The 19,747-nt window shown below is 65.3% G+C and carries 9 protein-coding genes; 6 read left to right on the forward strand and 3 right to left on the reverse strand.

Annotated features, from left to right (window positions below):
• Positions 1–12: 12 nt before the first annotated feature.
• The 5 genes from GGD40_RS35640 to GGD40_RS35660 all read left to right on the forward strand — a co-directional run bounded on the left by GGD40_RS35640 (position 13) and on the right by GGD40_RS35660 (position 13,887).
• Positions 13–7,815: a DUF4347 domain-containing protein gene (locus tag GGD40_RS35640; protein ID WP_179746877.1), complete on the forward strand. Its 7,803-nt coding sequence runs from the start codon at positions 13–15 to the stop codon at positions 7,813–7,815.
• Between the two features lie 200 nt (positions 7,816–8,015).
• Entirely contained in the window at positions 8,016–9,443 is a 1,428-nt protein-coding gene (locus GGD40_RS35645) for a TolC family protein (protein WP_445013587.1), read from the forward strand.
• A gap of 38 nt (positions 9,444–9,481) precedes the next feature.
• Entirely contained in the window at positions 9,482–10,291 is an 810-nt protein-coding gene (locus GGD40_RS35650; RefSeq protein WP_179746879.1) for an efflux RND transporter periplasmic adaptor subunit, read from the forward strand.
• Positions 10,292–10,296: 5 nt separating this feature from the next.
• Positions 10,297–11,736 (forward strand): efflux RND transporter periplasmic adaptor subunit, encoded by a 1,440-nt coding sequence (locus GGD40_RS35655; protein WP_179746880.1) that lies wholly within the window; start codon positions 10,297–10,299, stop codon positions 11,734–11,736.
• A 36-nt stretch (positions 11,737–11,772) separates the two neighbouring features.
• Positions 11,773–13,887, forward strand: a complete 2,115-nt coding sequence (locus GGD40_RS35660) for a peptidase M50 (protein WP_179746881.1) — start codon at positions 11,773–11,775, stop codon at positions 13,885–13,887.
• A 108-nt stretch (positions 13,888–13,995) separates the two neighbouring features.
• On the opposite strand, the gene ampC is transcribed toward GGD40_RS35660, so the two are convergent.
• Positions 13,996–15,189, reverse strand: coding sequence for a class C beta-lactamase (gene ampC / locus GGD40_RS35665; protein WP_179746882.1), 1,194 nt, complete (start codon positions 15,187–15,189; stop codon positions 13,996–13,998).
• 209 nt (positions 15,190–15,398) lie between these two features.
• On the opposite strand from ampC, the gene GGD40_RS35670 reads away from it, so the two are divergent.
• Positions 15,399–16,544, forward strand: coding sequence for a glycosyl hydrolase (locus GGD40_RS35670; protein WP_373565406.1), 1,146 nt, complete (start codon positions 15,399–15,401; stop codon positions 16,542–16,544).
• A gap of 30 nt (positions 16,545–16,574) precedes the next feature.
• Here GGD40_RS35670 and betA read toward each other — a convergent pair whose 3' ends face one another.
• Together betA and betB are read right to left on the reverse strand one after the other, a co-directional pair.
• Entirely contained in the window at positions 16,575–18,263 is a 1,689-nt protein-coding gene (gene betA / locus GGD40_RS35675) for a choline dehydrogenase (protein WP_179746883.1), read from the reverse strand.
• Between the two features lie 14 nt (positions 18,264–18,277).
• Complete coding sequence (gene betB, locus GGD40_RS35680; protein WP_179746884.1) at positions 18,278–19,747, reverse strand: betaine-aldehyde dehydrogenase; 1,470 nt, start codon at positions 19,745–19,747, stop codon at positions 18,278–18,280.

Raw genomic sequence — 19,747 nt, forward strand, 5'->3', positions numbered from 1 at the left:
GGAGCGAGTGTCATGAAAATCGTCAAGCAACTTCTGAAGCGTCTGATCGACCACGGCGACGCAGCCAGCGTGCGTGCCCCCGTCGTACCGGCGCCCTTGATGATGGCACTCGAGCCGCGCGTGGTGTACGACGCGTCGGTCGCGGCGGTCGCGCCGCATCCGCACGGCGCCGAAGGCGATTCGCACGCGGGTGCGGCGAGCTCGCTGTCCGCGACGCCGAAGCCGGTCGCCGAGCACGACGTCAAACCCGACCACGCGGCCAGATCCGATCCGTCCAGATCCGGTCCGTCCAAAGACAGCGCCACGCCAAAAGCGGCGGAGTCTGGCGCGGCGGGCCAGGGTGACAGCGCGGCGCATCAGGTCGTGTTCATCGATCCGAGCGTCGCCAACTATCAATCGTTGATTGCGGGCTTGCCGGCCGGCACGCAATACGTGGTGCTGAACGCGAACACCGACGGCTTCGCCCAGATCGCGCAGTATCTGCAGACTCACAAGGGCATCGAATCGATCCACCTGATCTCGCACGGCGCGGACGGCGAAATTCAGGCCGGTTCGACGTGGTTGAACGCGGGCGATCTGTCCGCCTACAGCGCCGAACTCACGCAGATCGGCGCGGCGATGAAACCGGGCGGCGACTTCCTGATCTACGGTTGCGACGTCGCGCAAAATGCGGACGGCCAGGCGCTGGTGCAGAGCGTCGCGGCGCTCACCCATCTGAACGTCGCGGCGTCGACGGACGCGACCGGGATGGCCGCGCTCGGCGGCAACTGGACGCTCGAGTACAAAGTGGGCGACGTGCACACGCCGGTGATCGAATCGGCGGCCGTGCAGGCGCAGTACAACGCGCTGCTGGGCGTGACGGTGGAAACCTACGACACGCACGTGTCGCCCGCCTTCGACACGACCACCAATAGTTTCACGCTCGACGGCCTTACCTATACGACCGATCAGCCGGTCGAGACCACCGTCTACACGACGACGACCGATCCGTTCGGCGCGCCGCCGTTGTCGACCGGGCCGGCCGACGGCGTGCTGATGGTCAATTTCAATGGCACGCAGATGTCGTCGCTGACGATCCAGCTGGCGAATGGCTCGCATTTCGCGTTGTCGAGTTTCGACATCGACGCATTCTCCGATGGCTCGATCTACATCCGGCCGAACGGCGATGCGTCCAAACAGGTGCTGCTGGTTACAGGCGGCCTGTACTCGAGCACGATCAACCTCGCGGGCAACGCGAATTTTCAGAACCTCACGTCGATCACGATCGTCGACGTCGGCGACGACGGTTTCCTGACGCCGACGCTGAACAACTTCACCTACACCCAGCTCGGTGCGGTCGCCACGACCAGCGGCAGCAGCGCGTCGTTCGTGGCGGGCGACAACGTCGCGTCGACACCGGTCGCGGTGGACAACGGCATTACGCTGTCCGACGCGGGCGCCACCACCGCGCAGACCGCAACCGTGTCGATCACCGGCAACCTTCACAGCGGCGAAGACCTGCTGGCGTTCAACAACACCAGTGCGACGCTCTACGGCAATATCTCCGCGACCTATACGGCGGCGACCGGCGTGCTGTCGCTGACTTCGTCGGGCGGTACGGCGACCATCACACAATGGCAGGCCGCGCTGCGCGCGGTCACCTATACCGACACCGCGATCACGCCGAACACAGCCACCCGTACCATCAGCTTCGCCGTGAACGACGGCATCTCGGCCGGCGTTACCGGTAGCCGCACCGTGACCGTCGCGGATACCGACCAGACGCCGACGCTCAGTAGTACCAGCAGCGGCGTCGCGTATGCGGCGGGCGCGGCCTCCACGCCGGTGTTCAGCGGTGTGTCGATCAGCGATCGCGACAACACCACGCTGGCGTCCGCGACCGTGACGGTCGGCGGCGGCTATCAGTCGGGCGACACGCTATCGTTCACGAATACCAGTGCGACGCTCTACGGCAACATCGGCATTGCCTCGAATAGCAACGGCGTGCTGACGCTCACGTCGGCCAGCAACAGTGCGACGCTCGCGCAATGGGACAACGCGCTCAACGCCGTGCGCTTCGCCGACGCCTCGAATGCGACGCCGGGCGCGCGCACCGTGTCGTTTTCCGTCAGTGACGGCACCAAAAGCAGCACGCTACTCACCAATACGGTGACCGTCACAGCCGGCCCGATCGTGACGACCGACGTCGGTTCGGCCGCATTTGTGGCCGGCGACAATACGGCGTCGACGCCGGTCGCGATCGACTCCGGACTCGCCGTCACCGACGCCAACAGTGCGACGCTGCAAAGCGCCACGGTATCGATCACCGGCAACTTCCAGAGCGGCGAAGATCTGCTGTCGTTCGTGAGCAATCCCGCTACGATGGGCGATATCGCCGGTTCGTATAACACGGCGACCGGCGTTTTGACGCTCAATTCGGCGAGCCATGCGACCATCGCGCAGTGGCAGGCGGCGCTGAGTTCGATCACGTATACCGATACGGCGGTTACGCCGAACAATGCGACCCGCACGATCGGCTTTGCGATCAACGACGGCACGCAGACCAGCCCAGTGGCCACCCGCACGATCACGGTTGCCGCTACGGATCAGACGCCGATCGTCGGCACGACGGGCGGCACGACCGCGTTCACGGCGGGCAATAACACGACGTCGACGCCGGTCGCCGTGGACAGCGGCATTAGCGTGTCCGACCTCGACAACACGACGCTCGCGTCCGGCTCCGTGTCGATCACCGGCAACTTCCACGCAGGTGAAGACGTGCTGGGTTTCACTAACACCAGCGCGACGCTGTTCGGCAATATCGCCGCGTCGTACGACGCGGTGCACGGCGTGCTGACGCTCACGTCGAGCGGCGCGATCGCCACCGTCGCGCAATGGCGCAACGCGCTGGAGTCCGTCACCTATACCGATACGGCCGTCACGCCGAACACCGCGACCCGTACGATCAGCTTTGCCGTCAGCGATGGGTCGGTCAGCAGTCTGGCGGCGACCAAAGCGGTCAGCGTGACGGACGTCGACCAGACGCCGGTTGTGGTGACCTCGGGCGGCAGCGCCTCGTTCGTCGCCGGCGACAACGCGCCGTCGACGCCGGTCGCGGTGGACAGCGGTCTGACGGTCAGCGACCTCGACAACGGCACGCTGGCGTCGGCGACGGTGCAGATCGGTGCGGGTTTCCACGCTGGCGAAGACGTGCTCAGCTTCACGAACAATGGCGTGACGATGGGCAACATCGTCGCCAGCTACGACGCCGTCCACGGTACGCTGACGCTGAGCTCGGCCGGCGCCACCGCGACGCTCGCGCAATGGCAGGCGGCGCTGCGCTCGGTAACCTACACGGACGCGGCGGTCACGCCGGATAACACGACCCGCTCGGTGAGCTTCACCGTCAACGACGGTACGGTGAACAGCGTGGCATCGATCCGCACGGTGACCGTGGCGGATACCGACCAGACCCCGATCCTCACCACGACGGGCGGCACCACCGCGTTTGTCGAAGCCGACAATGTCACCTCGACGCCGGTCGCGATCGATAGCGGTGTGACCGTCTCGGATCTCGACAATTCGACGCTGGCGCACGCGACCGTATCGATCACCGGCAACCTCCACAGCGGCGAGGACGTGCTGGCATTCAGCAACACCAACGCGACGCTGTTCGGCGACATCGCCGGGTCGTTCAACGCGGCCACCGGCACGATGCTGCTGAGTTCGTCGAGCGGCACCGCGACACTCGCGCAGTGGCAGGCGGCCTTGCGCGCGGTGACGTACACCGATACGGCGATCACCCCGAACACCGCGAACCGCACGATCAGTTTCGTCGTCAACGACGGCAGCAAGGACAGCCTGGCGGGCACCAAGACCGTGTCGGTCGCGGGCGTCGACCAAAGCCCGGTGTTGAGCGCGTCGAGCGGCGACTTCAACTATCTGCCGGGCGCGGCCGCGCACAACATCGACAGCGGCATCACGCTGACCGACAGCGACAGCACGACCATGGCGTCGGCGACGATCCAGTTCACGTCCGGTTTCCAGAGCGGCGACCAGTTGAGCCTGAATTACAACGCGGCGACGATGGGCTTCAACTTCACGATCACGTTCGACGGCGTGGCAGGGACCTTGACGATCACCCGCAGCGGCGCGATGACCCTCTCGAACTGGCAGGCGATCATTGACAACGTGCAGTTTTCGGCGGCGCCGGGCGCACCGCTCGGCACGCGCGCGCTGTCGGTCGTCACGTCGGACGGCATCAAAGATAGCAACACGCTGACGTACAACGTCGACGTGATCAGCTCCGCGCCGCAACTGACGACGACCAGCACCGGCAGTGTCACCTTCACCGCAGGCGACAACGCGGCCGGCGTGCCGATCGTGGTGGACGGCGGGCTCAGCGTGCTCGACCCGCTCGGCAATCCGATCGTGTCGGCGATGGTGTCGATCACCGGCAACTACCAGTCCAACCAGGACGTGCTGCTGTTCATCAACGATGGCGCGACGATGGGCGATATCTTCGCCAACTTCAACGCGGCGACCGGCGTGCTGACGCTGACCTCGTCCAGCGGCACCGCGACCGACGGGCAATGGGCTGCCGCCATGCGCGCCGTGACGTTTACCGACACGGCGGTGACGCCCAATACGGCGTCGCGTTCGATCAGCTTCCAGATTTCCGACGGCACGCAAAACAGCACTACGCTGATACGCACCCTCACCGTGACGGACACCGACCAGACGCCGATACTCGCCACCGGCAGCAGCGGTTCGGCCTCGTTCGTGGCCGGCGACAACGTCGTGTCGACGCCGGTCGCGATCGACACCGGCATCACGGTATCCGATCGCGACAACGGCACGCTGGCCTCGGCGACGTTCCAGATCGGCGCGGGCTTTCACGCCGGCGAAGACGTGCTGGGGTTCAGCAACGACGGCGCGACGATGGGCAACATCACCGCCAGCTACGACGCGGTCCACGGTACGTTGTCGCTGAGCTCGGCCGGCGCCAGCGCGACGCTCGCGCAATGGCAGGCGGCGTTGCGTTCGGTGACGTACACCGACACGGCGATCACGCCGGACAACACCACGCGGACCATCAGTTTTACCGTCAACGACGGCACGAAGACGAGCGCCGCGCTGTCGCGCAGCGTCACCGTCTCGGATACGGATCAGACGCCGATTGTCGGGTCGACGAGTACGGGTTCGGCCACGTTCGTGTCGGGCGACAACGGGCCGTCGACGCCGGTCACGATCGACAACGGCATCACGCTGTCCGATCTCGACAACACGACGCTGGGCTCGGCAACGGTGCAGGTCGGGGCGGGCTTCCACGCCGGCGAGGACGTGCTCGGCTTCACCAACGACGGCGCGACGATGGGCAATATCACCGCCAGCTACGACGCCGTGCACGGCACGCTGACGCTGAGCTCGGCCGGCGCCACTGCCACGCTCGCGCAGTGGCAGGCTGCGTTGCGCTCGGTGACCTACACGGACACGGCGATCACGCCGGACACCACTGCGAGGACGATCGGCTTCGTCGTCAACGACGGCACGGATAACAGCGCCGTGTACTCGCGTAACGTCGACGTGACCGCGGCCGATCAAACGCCGATCCTGACGACCTCCGGCGGTAGCAGCGCCTTCGTCGCGGGCGACAACGTCGCGTCGACGCCGGTTGTCATCGATAACGGCGTGACCGTATCGGACCTCGACAACACGACGCTGGCGTCGGCGACGGTGCAGGTCGGCGCGGGCTTCCACGCCGGCGAGGACGTGCTCGGCTTCAGCAACGACGGCGCGACGATGGGCAACATCGCCGCCAGCTACGACGCGGTCCACGGCACGCTGACGCTGAGTTCGGCCGGCGCCAGCGCGACGCTCGCGCAATGGCAGTCCGCGCTGCGCTCGGTGACGTACACCGACACGGCGGTCACGCCGGACAACACCACGCGCACGATCAGCTTCACGGTCAACGACGGCACCAAGGACAGCGCCGCGGGCACGAAGGGCGTGACCGTCGCGGACGTCGACCAGACGCCGCTGACCACGACGTCGAGCGGTAACACGGCGTTCGTGTCGGGCGACAACGCCACGTCGACGCCGGTTGCGGTGGACAGCGGCCTGAGCGTGTCGGACCGCGACAACCCGACGCTCGCGTCGGCCACGGTCTCGATCACGACGGGCTTCCATGCCGGCGAGGACGTGCTTGCGTTCACGAACGGCAACGCCACGACGTTCGGCAATATCATCGCTTCGTTCGACGCGACGACCGGCGTGCTGACGCTGACGTCGGCGGGCCAGTCGGCCACGGTCGCGCAATGGCAGGCGGCGCTGCGCGCGGTGACCTACACCGACACGGCGTTGATACCCGACAGCACGCAACGCACCGTCAGCTTCGCCGTCAACGATGGCATGAAGGACAGCGCGGTCGGCACGAAGGCGATCACCGTGACCGCGACGGATCAGACGCCGCGGGTCACCAACAGCGACACGAGCTCACTGACCTTCAGCAGCGGACCGAAAGCGCAACCGGTCACGGTCGCGCCGCAAATCAGCGTGACCGATGTGGACAGCGGCGCGACGCTGGCATCGGCCACGGTGTCGATCAGCGGTGGCTTCCACGCCGACCGCGACGTGCTTGCATTCACCGGCAGCGCGGCGACCGGCAACATCGTCGGCACTTATGACGCAACAACGGGTGTGCTGACGTTGAGTTCGGCGGGGCACAGCGCAACCTTCGCGCAATGGCAGGCGGCGCTTGCCGCCGTCACCTACGCGGACAGCGTGAGTGAAACCGGCGCGAGCAGCCGGACGATCAGCTTCTCCGTCAACGACGGCCAGAAGAGCAGCGTGCCGTCCACGCGTACCGTGAACATCGCGGCGGCGCCGGTGACGGTGACCCAACCGACGCAATCGACGCAGCCGATGCCGGCGAACCAGGTCACGCTGCCGCCTAGTGGCAACGGTGCGAGCGCGTCGTCGTCGGCGACACAGTCGAACACACCGAATGCGGCGTCCACGTCCGCGCCCGACATCATCGTCACGTTCCCGTTCGACCTGACCGACAGCATTTCCAACCCGCTGATCGTGCTCGACGCATTCGCCGATGCGCCGGAAGTCGGCTCAATCCCAGCCATTCACACAGCCACCTTCACCGCCGACGAAATCGGCACAAGCAGCTACGCGAACAGCGGCAGTGTCGGCGGTTCGAACCATCACGGCTCGCTTAGCGACACCTCGGTCGGCCCGATCGAATCGACGCCTGCGCCGACCAGCGCGCCGCTATCGCTCGATCTGCCCGCCCTCGCGATGCACCTGAACGTCGGGCCGGATCAAGCGTTCGTCGTATCGCTGCCGGTCATGCTCGGTTCGAGCGAAGGCTTGCCGGTCGGCGCCGACGCACACGTCGAATTGCGTCTCGCCGACGGCCGTCCGTTGCCGGCATGGCTGCATTACGACCCGGTGCGCGGCACGCTGAGCGGCAAGGTACCGGCGAATCAGCGCGCCTTGCAGATCGCGATCATCGCGCACGACGCTCAAGGTCGTCAGACACGCCGCGACGTGGCGATCGAATTCGGCGGCGCGAGCCGCTCCACGCATTCGGGGCATGCCGGGCACGACACAACACACGGCGCGGCCCATCCGCCCGCCGTCGCGCCAAATGCCACCGCGGCCACGCCCCCACACGCGGCGCTGCCGTTCAATAGTCCGCCGCTTGCCAAACCCTCGCTCGCCGAACAGTTCGTGCGCGCGCATGCGACGCTGCACGTGGCCCGTCCGGTCAACGCGGCGACCACCGCCGTCGCGCCCGAGACTGTCTCGCGAGGTCACGCATGAGCGTCCGCCGTTTTCCGAATCCCGTCATCTTTAGAAAGAGAGCCGCTGAATTGAACTCCTCGTCCGTAGCGGTGCGTACACCGCGTCCCGCCTTGCTGGCACTGTCGCTCGCCGTGATCTGGCTGTCGGGCTGCGCGATCAAACCCACGCCGTTCACCGAAGCCGAACGCACGCAGACCGCGCAAACCGACCGTACGTCGATGTTCGCGCAGCAGCAGGCAGTCAGCGGCCCGATCACGCTCGACGAAGCCATGGCGCGCGCGATCCGCTATAACCTCGATCATCGGCTGAAGATGATGGAAGAGGCGCTCGCGCAGAAGCAGCTCGATCTGTCGAATTTCGATCTGCTGCCCAAGCTCACCGCGCAGGCCGGTTATACGACGCGCAATCATGAACTCGCGTCGTCGTCGACCAACGTCTTCACTAACGAGCAGTCGCTCGCGCCGTCGTATTCGACCGACAAGAACGACCGCACGGCGGACCTGTCGTTCTCGTGGAATCTGCTGGACTTCGGCGTCAGCTACTACGAAGCGAAAGAGCAGGCGGACCACGTTCTGGTGCTCGAACAACGTCGCCGTAAAGTCGTGCAGTTGATGATGCAACAGGTGCGCGAAGCGTACTGGCAGGCGACCGGCGCGCAACGTCTGCGCGATCGTATCGGACCGCTGCTCGATCAGGCACGCGGCGCGTTGAACGATTCGCGTCAGGCACAGCATGAAAATCTGCGCTCGCCACTCGATACGCTCAACTATCAGCACGCGTTGCTCGATCTGATGCGTCAGTTGGAAGAGATTCGCGATCAGCTCGAAGAAGCCAAGCCGCGTCTGGCCGCGTTGATGAATCTCGAACCCGGCAAGGACTACACGCTCGCGCCGCCGGAAGGCTTCGCGGTGCCGACTTTTGACATGCCGATGGACCGCATGGAAGAGACCGCGCTGGAGCGTCGTCCGGAACTGGTCGAGGCGAGCTACAACGAACGGATCAGCGTCAACGAAACCCACAAGGCGATGGCGAAGATGCTGCCCGGCATCGAGTTCAGCCTGGGCACGCATTACGACAGCAACAGCTTCCTCGTCTATAACGCGTGGCGCGCGGCCGGCATTAGCGTGAGCTGGAACCTGCTGAACCTGATCAACGTGAAGAACATCAAGGGCATGGCCGACGCGCAGCTTGAAGTCGCGAAAACCCAGCGTCTCGCGCTGAGCATGGCGGTGCTCACGCAAGTGCACGTGGCTACCAGCGAGCTGAGCGCGAAACGTCGCCAGTTCGATCTGCTCAAGCAGATGAACGACGTCGATCAGCAGATTCTCGAACACACGCATAACGCGACCCAGGCGAACGCGCAGGGCAAGCTCGAAGAAATTCGCGCCGCGACCGGCGCGATGATGTCCGAGCTGCGTCTCTATCAGAGCTACGGCGAACTCGAAAATGCGTACGGGCAACTGCTCGCCACGCTCGGCCTCGATCCGGTGCCGGACACGGTGAAGGGTCACGATCTGGCGTCGTTGCAGCAGTCGATCAATCAGGAACAGCAGCGCTGGGTTGCGCTCGGCCATGGCATCGCCACCAGCGCGCCGGCCACGATCCAGGCAGCCGGTCCTGCAACAGGTGGAGCTAAGACGCAATGAAGTTTTCGCAGTGTGCGGCGTGGTGTGCAGTCGCAGTCATGTTGTCCGCACAACCGGTCTGGAGCGCGCAGCCTGGCGCCCAGCCGGACGTAAAACCTGTCGCGAAGCCCGCCGTCAAGCCGGTTTCCGTGTCATCCCCGGCGCTCTCGCCGCAGCCGGCGTCGGCGCAAACCGACGCGTCCGGTGATGCGGGCAAGATCCGCATCCAGTTGGTGTCGCGCGATCAGGTGGATCTGTCGAGCGAAATCGCCGCCAAGATCGCGACCCTGCCGTTGCGTGACGGCGACGCGTTCCGCACCGGTCAGACGCTGGTGTCGCTCGATTGCTCGCTGTACACGGCGCAATTGCGCAAGGCGCAGGCCGAAGCCGGCGCCGCCAGCGATCTGCTGAACGTGGATCAGCGGCTCGCGCAACTGCATTCGGTCGGTGAGCTCGAAGTGCAGCAGGCGGCCGCCAAACTGAAGGCGAGCAACGCCGAGGTCGCGTACATGCAAGCGACGGTGCGCAAATGCGTGATTACCGCACCGTTCGGCGGCCGCGTCTCGAAGCGCTCGGCCGCGCCGCAGCAGTTCGCGGAACCGGGCAAGCCGCTGCTGACGATCGTCGACACCAGCCGCCTCGAACTGAAAATGATCGTGCCGTCGAAGTGGCTCGTCTGGCTGAAGCCCGGCCATGCGCTCAGCGTGCAGGTCGACGAGGTCGGCAAGACCTATCCGGCCCAGGTCGCACGCATCGGCGCACGCGTCGATCCGGTCACGCAGACCGTCGACGTGACAGCCGCGCTGGCCGGCAACGTGCCCGAGCTGCTGCCCGGCATGAGCGGCTGGGCTACCTTCGCCAGCCGATGACCGCCATGCATCCGGCGCCCGGCGGCCCGTCGCCCGGGAACCACGCGAACAACGTGCGGATCGACCCGCAGCAACTGGCCATGCTGTGGCAACTCGCGGCCCGCGCGCGCGACGCGCAGACCGAAGCGACGCTCGGCTTCACCGTGGTCAACGAAACGCTGTCGCTGCTGCCGTACCGGCAAGCCGCCTGGTGGCGCGGCACCGCGCCCGGCACGGTGGCGGCGGTGTCCGGTTTGCCGGAGAGCGATCCGAATGCGCCTTACGTGCAGTGGCTCGGCGCGCTGTGCCGGGTGCTGGCGCGCGCGCCTGAAACCGCTGCACCGAGCGCCGCCGATGCGACCGTGGCCGCGCCCACGGAGCGCGCGCGTGCCTTCACCGCGGCGGATCTCGCCGTCGACCCTTCGGCCGCGCACGTCGTGCAGGACTGGCAGGCGTGGTGGCCCGAGCATGGTCTCTGGCTACCGCTGGCCGATCGCAGCGGCCGTTCGCTGGGCGGCGTGGTGTTCGCACGCGACGCGGCGTGGACCGCGGTGGATTGCGCGTTGCTCGGCGAACTCGCGCAGGTCTGGGCGCATGCCTTCGCGGCGTTCGGCCCGCGGCCTTCGTGGTTCGAACGGGCGCGCGTGATTCTGAAGCCGGGTCGGCAGCAGCGTCGCGTGTTGATTGCGCTGGCGATTGCGTGCGTGATTCCCGTGCGGCTGACGGTGCTCGCGCCGGCCGAAGTCACACCGAAAGATCCGTTCGTGGTGCGTGCGCCGCTCGACGGCGTAATCGACCGTTTGTACGTGCAGCCGAACCAGCCGGTCGCGGCCGGCACGCCGCTGCTCGGTCTCGACGCCACGACGCTGCAGTCGCGCTATGCGCTGGCGCGCAAGGACTTCGATACCGCGCAGGAAGAGTATCGGCAGACCGCGCAGCTCGCCGTAACCGACGACCGTAACCGCCTCGACATGGCCGAGCGCAAAGGCAAGCTCGACCAGAGCGCGGTGCAGCTCGACTACACCGCGCAGCAACTCGCGCGCGTGCGGGTCAGCGCGGCGCGTGCGGGCGTCGCGGTGTTCGCCGATCCGAACGAATGGACCGGCAAGGCCGTCGCCGTCGGCGAAAAGATCCTGTTGCTGGCGGACCCGGCGCATGTCGAACTGAGCGCGTATGTGCCGGTCGCCGACAACGTTGACGTGAAAGCCGGCGCGACCATCACGCTGTATCCGAAGAGCTCGCCGCTCGCCACCTACGAAGCGCGGATCGACTCGGTCGCGTATCGCGCCGAGCCGACACCCGACGGCGTACTCGCGTACCGCATCCGCGCGACCTTTAGCGACGCCACGGCGCGGCCGCCGCTCGGCGCGATGGGCACCGCGCGAATTCATGGCAACTGGGTGCCGTTGTTCTACTACGTGCTGCGTCGTCCGTTGACGCTGGCGCGCCAATGGCTCGGCTGGTAACGCTATGTGCTCCGCCCGTTTGAGTGGGACCGCAACATGAGCCGGCTGCCGCAACTTCGCCAGGAACTGACGCTCAGCGTCGGTGCGCCTTCGTCGGAAGGCGCGCCGACGTGGATGCTGCACGACCCCGCCGCGAACCGTTTTTTTCAGCTCGGCTGGCCGGCCTTCGAGCTGCTGTCGCGCTGGCCGCTCGACGACGCGCAGGCGATCGTCGCCAGTGTGAATCGCGACACGACGCTGACCGTCACGATCGACGACATGGAAGCGCTGGTGCGCATGCTGCATCAGCAGAACCTGCTGGTCGCGCGTACCGCTGCCGACGCCGACCGGCTCGCCGCCCGCGCCGAAGCGGGGCGGCTCGGCCAGGCGATGTGGCTGCTCAAACACTACTTGATGATCCGCATTCCGCTGTGGCATCCCATGGCGTTTCTGCGGCGCACTGCGCGCTATGCGTCGTTCGCGTTTCGCCCGGTGTTCTGGATGATGATCGCCGCCTGCGCGGTGCTCGGGCTGTTCCTCGTGTCGCGCCGCTGGGACGAATTCCTGCATACGTTCCACTCGTACGCGGATCTGCAAGGGCTCGTCGCGGTTGGCATCGCGATCGGCTGCGCCAAGATATTGCATGAATTCGCGCATGCGTTCACCGCGCAGCGTTACGGCTGCCGCGTGCCGACCATGGGCGTGGCCTTTCTCGTGATGCTGCCGGTGCTGTACACGGATACCACCGAAGCGTGGAAAGTGCCGAGCCGCGCGAGCCGTCTGCGGATCGGCGCGGCCGGCATGCTGAGCGAACTCGCGCTCGCCGCCGTGGCAACGCTCGCGTGGAGCCTGCTGCCCGACGGCCCGCTGCGCGCCGGCGCGTTTCTGCTCGCCACCACGACGTGGATCGGCACGCTGGCGATCAACGCGAGTCCGTTCATGCGCTTCGACGGCTATTTTCTGCTGTCGGACTGGCTCAACATGCCGAATCTGCACGACCGCGCGTTCGCGCTCGGGCGCTGGTGGCTGCGCGAGTGGCTGTTCGGTTTCGGCGAGCCGCAGCCGGAGCCGTGCTCGCCGTCGCGGCGGCGGTTCCTCGTCGGCTTTGCGTTCGCGACGTGGCTGTACCGGCTCGTGGTGTTCTTCTCGATCGCGTTGGTCGTGTATCACGCGTTCTTCAAAGTGCTCGGGCTGATGCTGTTCTTCATCGAATTCGGCTGGTTTATCGTGCGGCCGATGTGGCGCGAAACGCTCGCGTGCTGGGAGCGTCGCGCGCAATTGGGCTGGCGGCGGCAGACCCGGCGCGCCGCGTTGGTGGGCGCGTTGCTGATCGGCTTCGTGGTGTTGCCGTGGCACGCGGGCGTGAATGCGCCGGCGGTGTTCGGGCCGCAGCATGCGCAAGGCTTGTACACGGTCGCGGCGGGTTATGTGGCAGCGACGCCGCCGCCCGCCCAGGACGGTCAGACGGTGCAAGCGGGCGAGGTGCTCGCGACCATCGTGTCGCCGGATCTCGAATACAAGCTCAAAGCCGCGCAGGCCGACGAAGCGTTGCTGCGCTGGCAGGTCGAACAGCAGGCGTTCGACGACCGTCTGCGCGAGCAGGGCGTCGCGCTGACGCGGCGCTGGGATGCGGCGCGTCAGACGATCGCGGGCTTGCAGGCGGAAATCGAGCAGTTGACGATCCGCGCGCCGTTTGCCGGCACGCTGGATGTGCCCGGCTACGCGCTCGCGGCCGGCACGTGGCTGCCGCGCGGCGAGCGGCTCTACGACGTGATTGGGCCCGGAGGCATCAAGGGCGATGCGTTCGTCGGCGAAAACGACGTGGGCCGTGTGCGAGCCGGTGAGCCGGCCGTGTTCGTCGCGACGCTCGCGGAAATGCGGCCGGTGCATTGCCTCGTGCAGGCCGTCGATAAAGTGAATATCGGCGTGCTCGACGAGCCTTCGGTCGCGAGCCAGTATGGCGGTCCGATTCCCGCCGAGCAGGACGCGAAGACGCATCAACTGGTGCCGTTGCAGGCGACCTGGCGAGTGCGGATCGGCGACTGCGATAGCGGCAGGATGTTGACGCGCGAGTTGACGGGAAGCGCGTCGCTCGATGGCGGCCGGGAGAGTTATGCGGGCAAGTGGCTGCGCGCGCTCGTCGCGGTCATGCAGCGGGAAGGCGGCTTTTAAGCGAGCCTTCGCCGCGCGGCGACCGCTTCAGTTCGGTGCGGCCACGTTAAAGGGCTTGCCCGGAATCCACGAAGCGAAACTCGCGGTTCATGGCGATTCCCCTTTTTGTCAACGTGCGCCGCCCGCGGCAAGCGCCGTCAGAATCCGATGCGCGACAGTGACACGATCTTCGATCGACACGTTCTTGTTCGCGAGCATCACGATCCCGAGTTGCTTGCCGGGAATAAACGCGACATACGTGCCGAAGCCATTCGTCGAGCCGGTCTTGTTGATCCAGACATCTTGCTGCGGCGCTAACGGCGGCTTGATTGCGGTGACGGGGGTCGCTTTCATCGCCATCGCCGTCGAGTTGCCTTCGAGCAGCGTCTTCAACGTCACCGGATACGCGTACTGCTCCCAGATCAGGTCCTGCGTCATCACGCCCGCCGTGAAGTAACCGGTGTGCGTCGCTGTGATCGCGCGTTGCCAGTTGCCATCGACCTGCACCAGATTCATGTTCGCTTGCAGGAAGCGCGTCAGGTCGGTCGCCGTCGTCTTGACGCCGTACGCCTCGGCGGATAACACGCCGGGCGCAACGCGGATCGGCGCGCCGTCTTTCTTGTAGCCTTGCGCGTAGTCCGGCATGCGGGCGGCCGGCACGTCGATGTAGCTGCTCTTCAGGCCGAGTGCGGGGAACAGGCGCTGTTGCATCAACGGCGTGAACGCCTCGCCCATGCTTTTGGCCGTGATCAGGCCGAGCGTGCCGATGCCGGGATTCGAATACGTCCGGCAAGTGCCCGGCACGCAGCCCGGTTTCCATGCCTTGAGGTAGTGCAGAAACTGCTCGTCGTTCTGGATCTCGTCGGGCACCTGCAGCGGCAGCACGCCGGGCGTATGCGTGCCCAGATTGACGAGACGCACGTTGCCGAACGGACTGCCTTGCAGCGACGGCAGGTATTGGCTTGTCTTGTCGGATAGCGATAGCTTGCCGCTGACCTGCGCGTACGACGCCAGCGTTGCCGTGAAGGTCTTGCTGACGGAGCCGATTTCGAACAGCGTGTCTTGCGTGACCGGCTTGCCGGTTTCCGTCGACGCCACGCCGTAGTTGAACACGTAAGGCTGGCCCGCGACGATCACGCCAACCGCCATGCCGTGCACGCCGTCTTTGGCCATGAGCGGTTGAATGGCGGCGTCGACCGTGCGTTGAATCGTGGCTTGCGAGGCGTTGTTTTGATTGTTGTCGGCGGCGTGCGTTGCGGCGGAGGTTGCGCACAGGGCGGCGAATGCGATCGCCGCGATGGGGGTGAGGGGGCGGAGCTTCATCTGCGTCGTTTCCTTGAATATTGGCCAGGCCGCACTATCCGATATTTACGGTTAGCTGACAATCGACGATATGTTGCGCGAGGGTAAAGAAAATCTTGTGGACGGCGAGGGCGCGCGGACTACGGATTGGCCCGCTCCGGTTTCGAATAACACGTCTTTACCTCTCTATCTGAGCAGGTGCTTTCCCCGAGGGAATTACTAAGCTGCCTGTGTGCCATTTTTGGATATTTCAGCATGCCGGGTGGGTACTACGACCCGTTAGTGAAAATGGCCAAAAATTGATTCTCACTCAGGAGAAAGCTTTGAAAGCCAACATGATAAAAGGCATTGCGGCCGGTCTTTTGTGCGCCGTGATCGCAGCGTGTGGTGGAGGTGCTTCAGATCCGGTCGGTGTCAGTCAAAAGAAAATGTCCAATGCCGCGGTGGTGGCGAAGGGATTCATTTTCAGTCCGTACAAGGATCTCACGGTCAATATGAACTGGAACACGAATGTGATTTCCACCAACGTGACGGGGTCGTTGCAACCCATCCTGACCGTGATGCCAGGCAAGCTCAATACGCTGACCTGGGCGTTCGCCACCGGCGAATGCGGGAGTGAAAACTGGGCGGGGCTGACGCCTTCGCAAGTGGCGGGGGCGAACGTTCAGGCGGCCGTCAATGCGGGCAAGAGCTATATCGTGTCCACCGGCGGCGCGGCGGGCTCGTTCACCTGTGGCTCGGATGCCGGATTCAGTCAATTTATCCAGACCTATTACTCGGCCAATATGCTCGGTGTCGATTTCGATATTGAAGCGGGCCAAAGTCAGGATGACGTTAACAACCTGATCCAGCGCGTGATCGTTGCGCAGAGAACTTATCCCAACTTGCGCTTCAGCTTCACGATCGCGACATTGGGCGGTAATTCGCCGCAAAGCCTGGGCGGTGCGGGCGTGATGGTTATGAACGCCATTCAGGCGGCCGGCTTGACGAATTACACGATCAACCTGATGACGATGGACTATGGCAGTTCCATTCCCGGCAATTGCGTGGTCGGCAGTAGCGGTTCGTGCGATATGGGCCAATCGGCGGTGCAGGCGGCGATCAATCTGCATGGCTACTACGGCGTGCCGTATAGCCAGATCGAACTCACGCCGATGATAGGCGGCAACGATACCCAGGACGAGGTCTTCACCACCGCCGACGTCGCGACCGTCGCCACATTCGCCACGCAGAACGGTCTGGCCGGCGTGCATTTCTGGTCGTTCGATCGTGACAACGACTGCGCGCCGGGCTACGCGTCGCCCACCTGCAATAGTTATGGCCAGGCGGGCACGCTGGGCTTTACCAATCAGTTCATCGCCCAGTTGGGCCTTTGATCGACGTGAGCGCGGTCACAGCGGCGACGTTCACACCGCCGCCGTGGCGTCGCGTTTTCTCGACGGTGCGCCGTTCGCGACGAAGTAGGGCGTCTCGACGCGCGCCAACGCTGGCCGTCCGCGAATCCGGTCTGCGATTTTTTCCGCGAGCATGATGGTCGGCGCGTTCAGATTGCCGGTGGTGATGAGCGGCATGATCGACGCGTCGACCACGCGCAGCGCTTCCACGCCGTGTACGCGCCCTTCGTTGTCCACGACGGCCATGTCGTCATAGCCCATCTTGCACGAGCACGACGGATGGAACGCCGTCTCCGCCCGCATGCGCACGAAGGCGTCGAGCTGTTCGTCGGTGCTTAGCTCGGCGCCGGGGTTCAGCTCACGGCCGCGATAACGGTCGAGTGCCGGTTGCCGCATGATTTCGCGCGTAATGCGGATGCCGTCACGGAACTCGCGCCAGTCGAGCGGATCGGCCATGTAGTTGAACAGGATGCTCGGATGCGCATTCGGATCGCGCGACGTGAGCTTCACGCGGCCCCGGCTCGGCGAACGCATCGAGCCGACATGGGCCTGAAAGCCGTGCATCTTGATCGCGTTCGAGCCGTTGTAATTGATCGCGACCGGCAGGAAGTGATACTGGATGTTCGGCCACAAATCGTCGTCGCGTGTGCGGATAAAGCCGCCTGCTTCGAACTGGTTGCTCGCGCCGATACCGGTGCCGTTCAGCATCCATTCGAGGCCGATGCCGGGCTGGTTCCACCATTGCAGCGCGGGATAGAGCGACACGGGTTCCTTGCACTCGTACTGGATATACATCTCCAGATGGTCCTGCAGGTTTTCGCCGACGCCGGGCAGATCGTGCACGAGCGGCACGTCGAGTTCGCGCAGCCACGTCGAGCGGCCCACGCCTGAGCGCTGCAACAGTTGCGGGGATGCAATCGCGCCGCTGCATACCAGCACCTCGCGGCGCGCTCGTGCGTTCACTGCCTTGCCGTGATGCAGATACGTAACACCGACCGCCCGCCTGGCCGAAAACAGCACGCGGTCGGTCACCGCATGCGTGACGATGGTCAGATTCGGCCGCGTTTTCGCGCGATCCAGATAGCCGCGCGCCGTGCTCGAACGCCGGCCATTGGCGGTGACCGTGCGGTCCATCGGGCCGAAGCCTTCCTGCTGGTAACCGTTCAGGTCGTCGGTGCGCGGAAAGCCGGCCTGTACACCGGCTTCGACCATCGCGGCGAATAGCGGATTGTTTCCCGGCTTGCTGGTCGTGACGTGCACCGGGCCGTCGCCGCCGTGGTACGGATTCGCGCCCACGTCGCGCGTTTCGGCCTTGCGGAAATACGGCAGGCAGTCCAGATAGGCCCAGTTTTCCAGACCCGCGTGCGTGGCCCAGCCGTCGTAGTCGAGCGCATTGCCGCGGATATAGCACATGCCGTTGATCAGCGACGAGCCGCCGAGCCCTTTGCCGCGGCCGCATTCCATGCGGCGGTTATTCATATGCGGCTCGGGATCCGTTTCGTAGGCCCAGTTATAACGGCGGCCTTGCAGGGGATAAGCGAGCGCGGCCGGCATTTGCGTGCGGAAGTCGAAGCGGTAGTCGGGGCCGCCCGCTTCGAGCAGCAGCACGCTCACGTCCGCGTCTTCAGTGAGGCGCGACGCGAGCACGTTGCCCGCCGAACCCGCACCGACGACGATGTAGTCGTATTCGTTCGAAGCCATCGCGTTTCTCCTCGTCAGAATACCGGTTGATACGGGCCGAGTTCGACCTGCACGGACTTGATGCGCGTGTAGTGTTCGAGCGTGGTAATGCCGTTTTCGCGGCCGACGCCCGACTGTTTATAGCCGCCCACCGGCATTTCGGCGGGCGACTCGCCCCACGTGTTGATCCAGCAGATGCCCGCTTCCAGCCGATGAATCACGCGATGCGCGCGCGCCAGGTTCTCGGTCACGACGCCTGCGGCGAGACCGTACGCGGTGCGGTTCGCACGGTCGATGGCTTCGTCTTCGTCGTCGAAAACGAGCAGGCTCATCACGGGCCCGAAGATTTCCTCGCGCACGATACGCATCTCGTCACGGCAGTCGGCGAACACCGTGGGCTCGACGTATTGGCCTTTGGCGAAATGACCGTCGGTGAGGCGCTGGCCGCCCGCGATCAACCGCGCGCCCTCCTGCACGCCGCTTTCAATGTAGCCCAGCACCTTCTGCAATTGCGCGGCGCTGACCAGCGGGCCGAAGTTGGTGCGTGCCTCGCCCGGCGCACCCACGCGAATGCGTTTCACCCGTTCCAGCACGAGCGCTTCGAAGCGTGCCATCACGCTGCGTTGCACGAACACGCGTGTGCCGTTGGTGCAGACCTGGCCGGAGCTGAAGAAGTTGGCGCTCATCGCGATGTCGGCGGCGCGTTCGAGGTTGGCGTCGTCGAACACGAGCAAGGGCGATTTGCCGCCGAGTTCCATCGTCACTTCTTTCAGCGACGAAGCGCCGGCGAGAGACATCACCTTCTTGCCGGTTTCCACGCCGCCGGTAAACGAAATCTTCTCGATGTCCGGATGTGCGGCGAGCATCGCGCCCACGCGGCCATCGCCTTGCACGACGTTGAAGACGCCGGCCGGCACGCCGGCTTCGGTGTAGATCTCGGCGAGTTTTAACGCCGATAGGGGCGTGATTTCGCTCGGCTTGAAGATCATCGCATTGCCGGCCGCGAGGGCGGGCGCGGACTTCCAGCAGGCAATCTGGATCGGGTAATTCCACGCGCCGATTCCCGCGCAGACGCCCAACGGTTCGCGCCGCGTATAAACGAACGAGGTGGGCCGCAACGGAATCTGCTGCCCCTCGATGGCAGTGGCGAGGCCCGCGTAGTACTCGATCACGTCTGCGCCGGTGACGATGTCCACGGCCTGCGTCTCCGCGATCGGCTTGCCGGTGTCGCGTGTTTCGAGCGCGGCGAGTGCGTCGTTGCGCTCGCGGAGTAAGTCGACCGCGCGGCGCAGAATGCGCGAGCGCTGCATGGCCGTGAGCGCGGCCCATTCGCGCTGACCTTCGCGCGCGGATTGCACCGCACGGTCGACGTCCGCCGCCGACGCCTGTTGCACCGTGGCGAGCGTTTCGCCGGTGGCGGGGTCGAGCGTGTCGAAGGTTTCTCCGCCGGTCGCGTCGACGTAGCCGCCGCCGATATAGAGACGTTGAGTTGCGAATACCGCCAT

The sequence above is a fragment of the Paraburkholderia bryophila genome, assembly GCF_013409255.1.
In the GTDB taxonomy this organism is placed as follows: domain Bacteria; phylum Pseudomonadota; class Gammaproteobacteria; order Burkholderiales; family Burkholderiaceae; genus Paraburkholderia.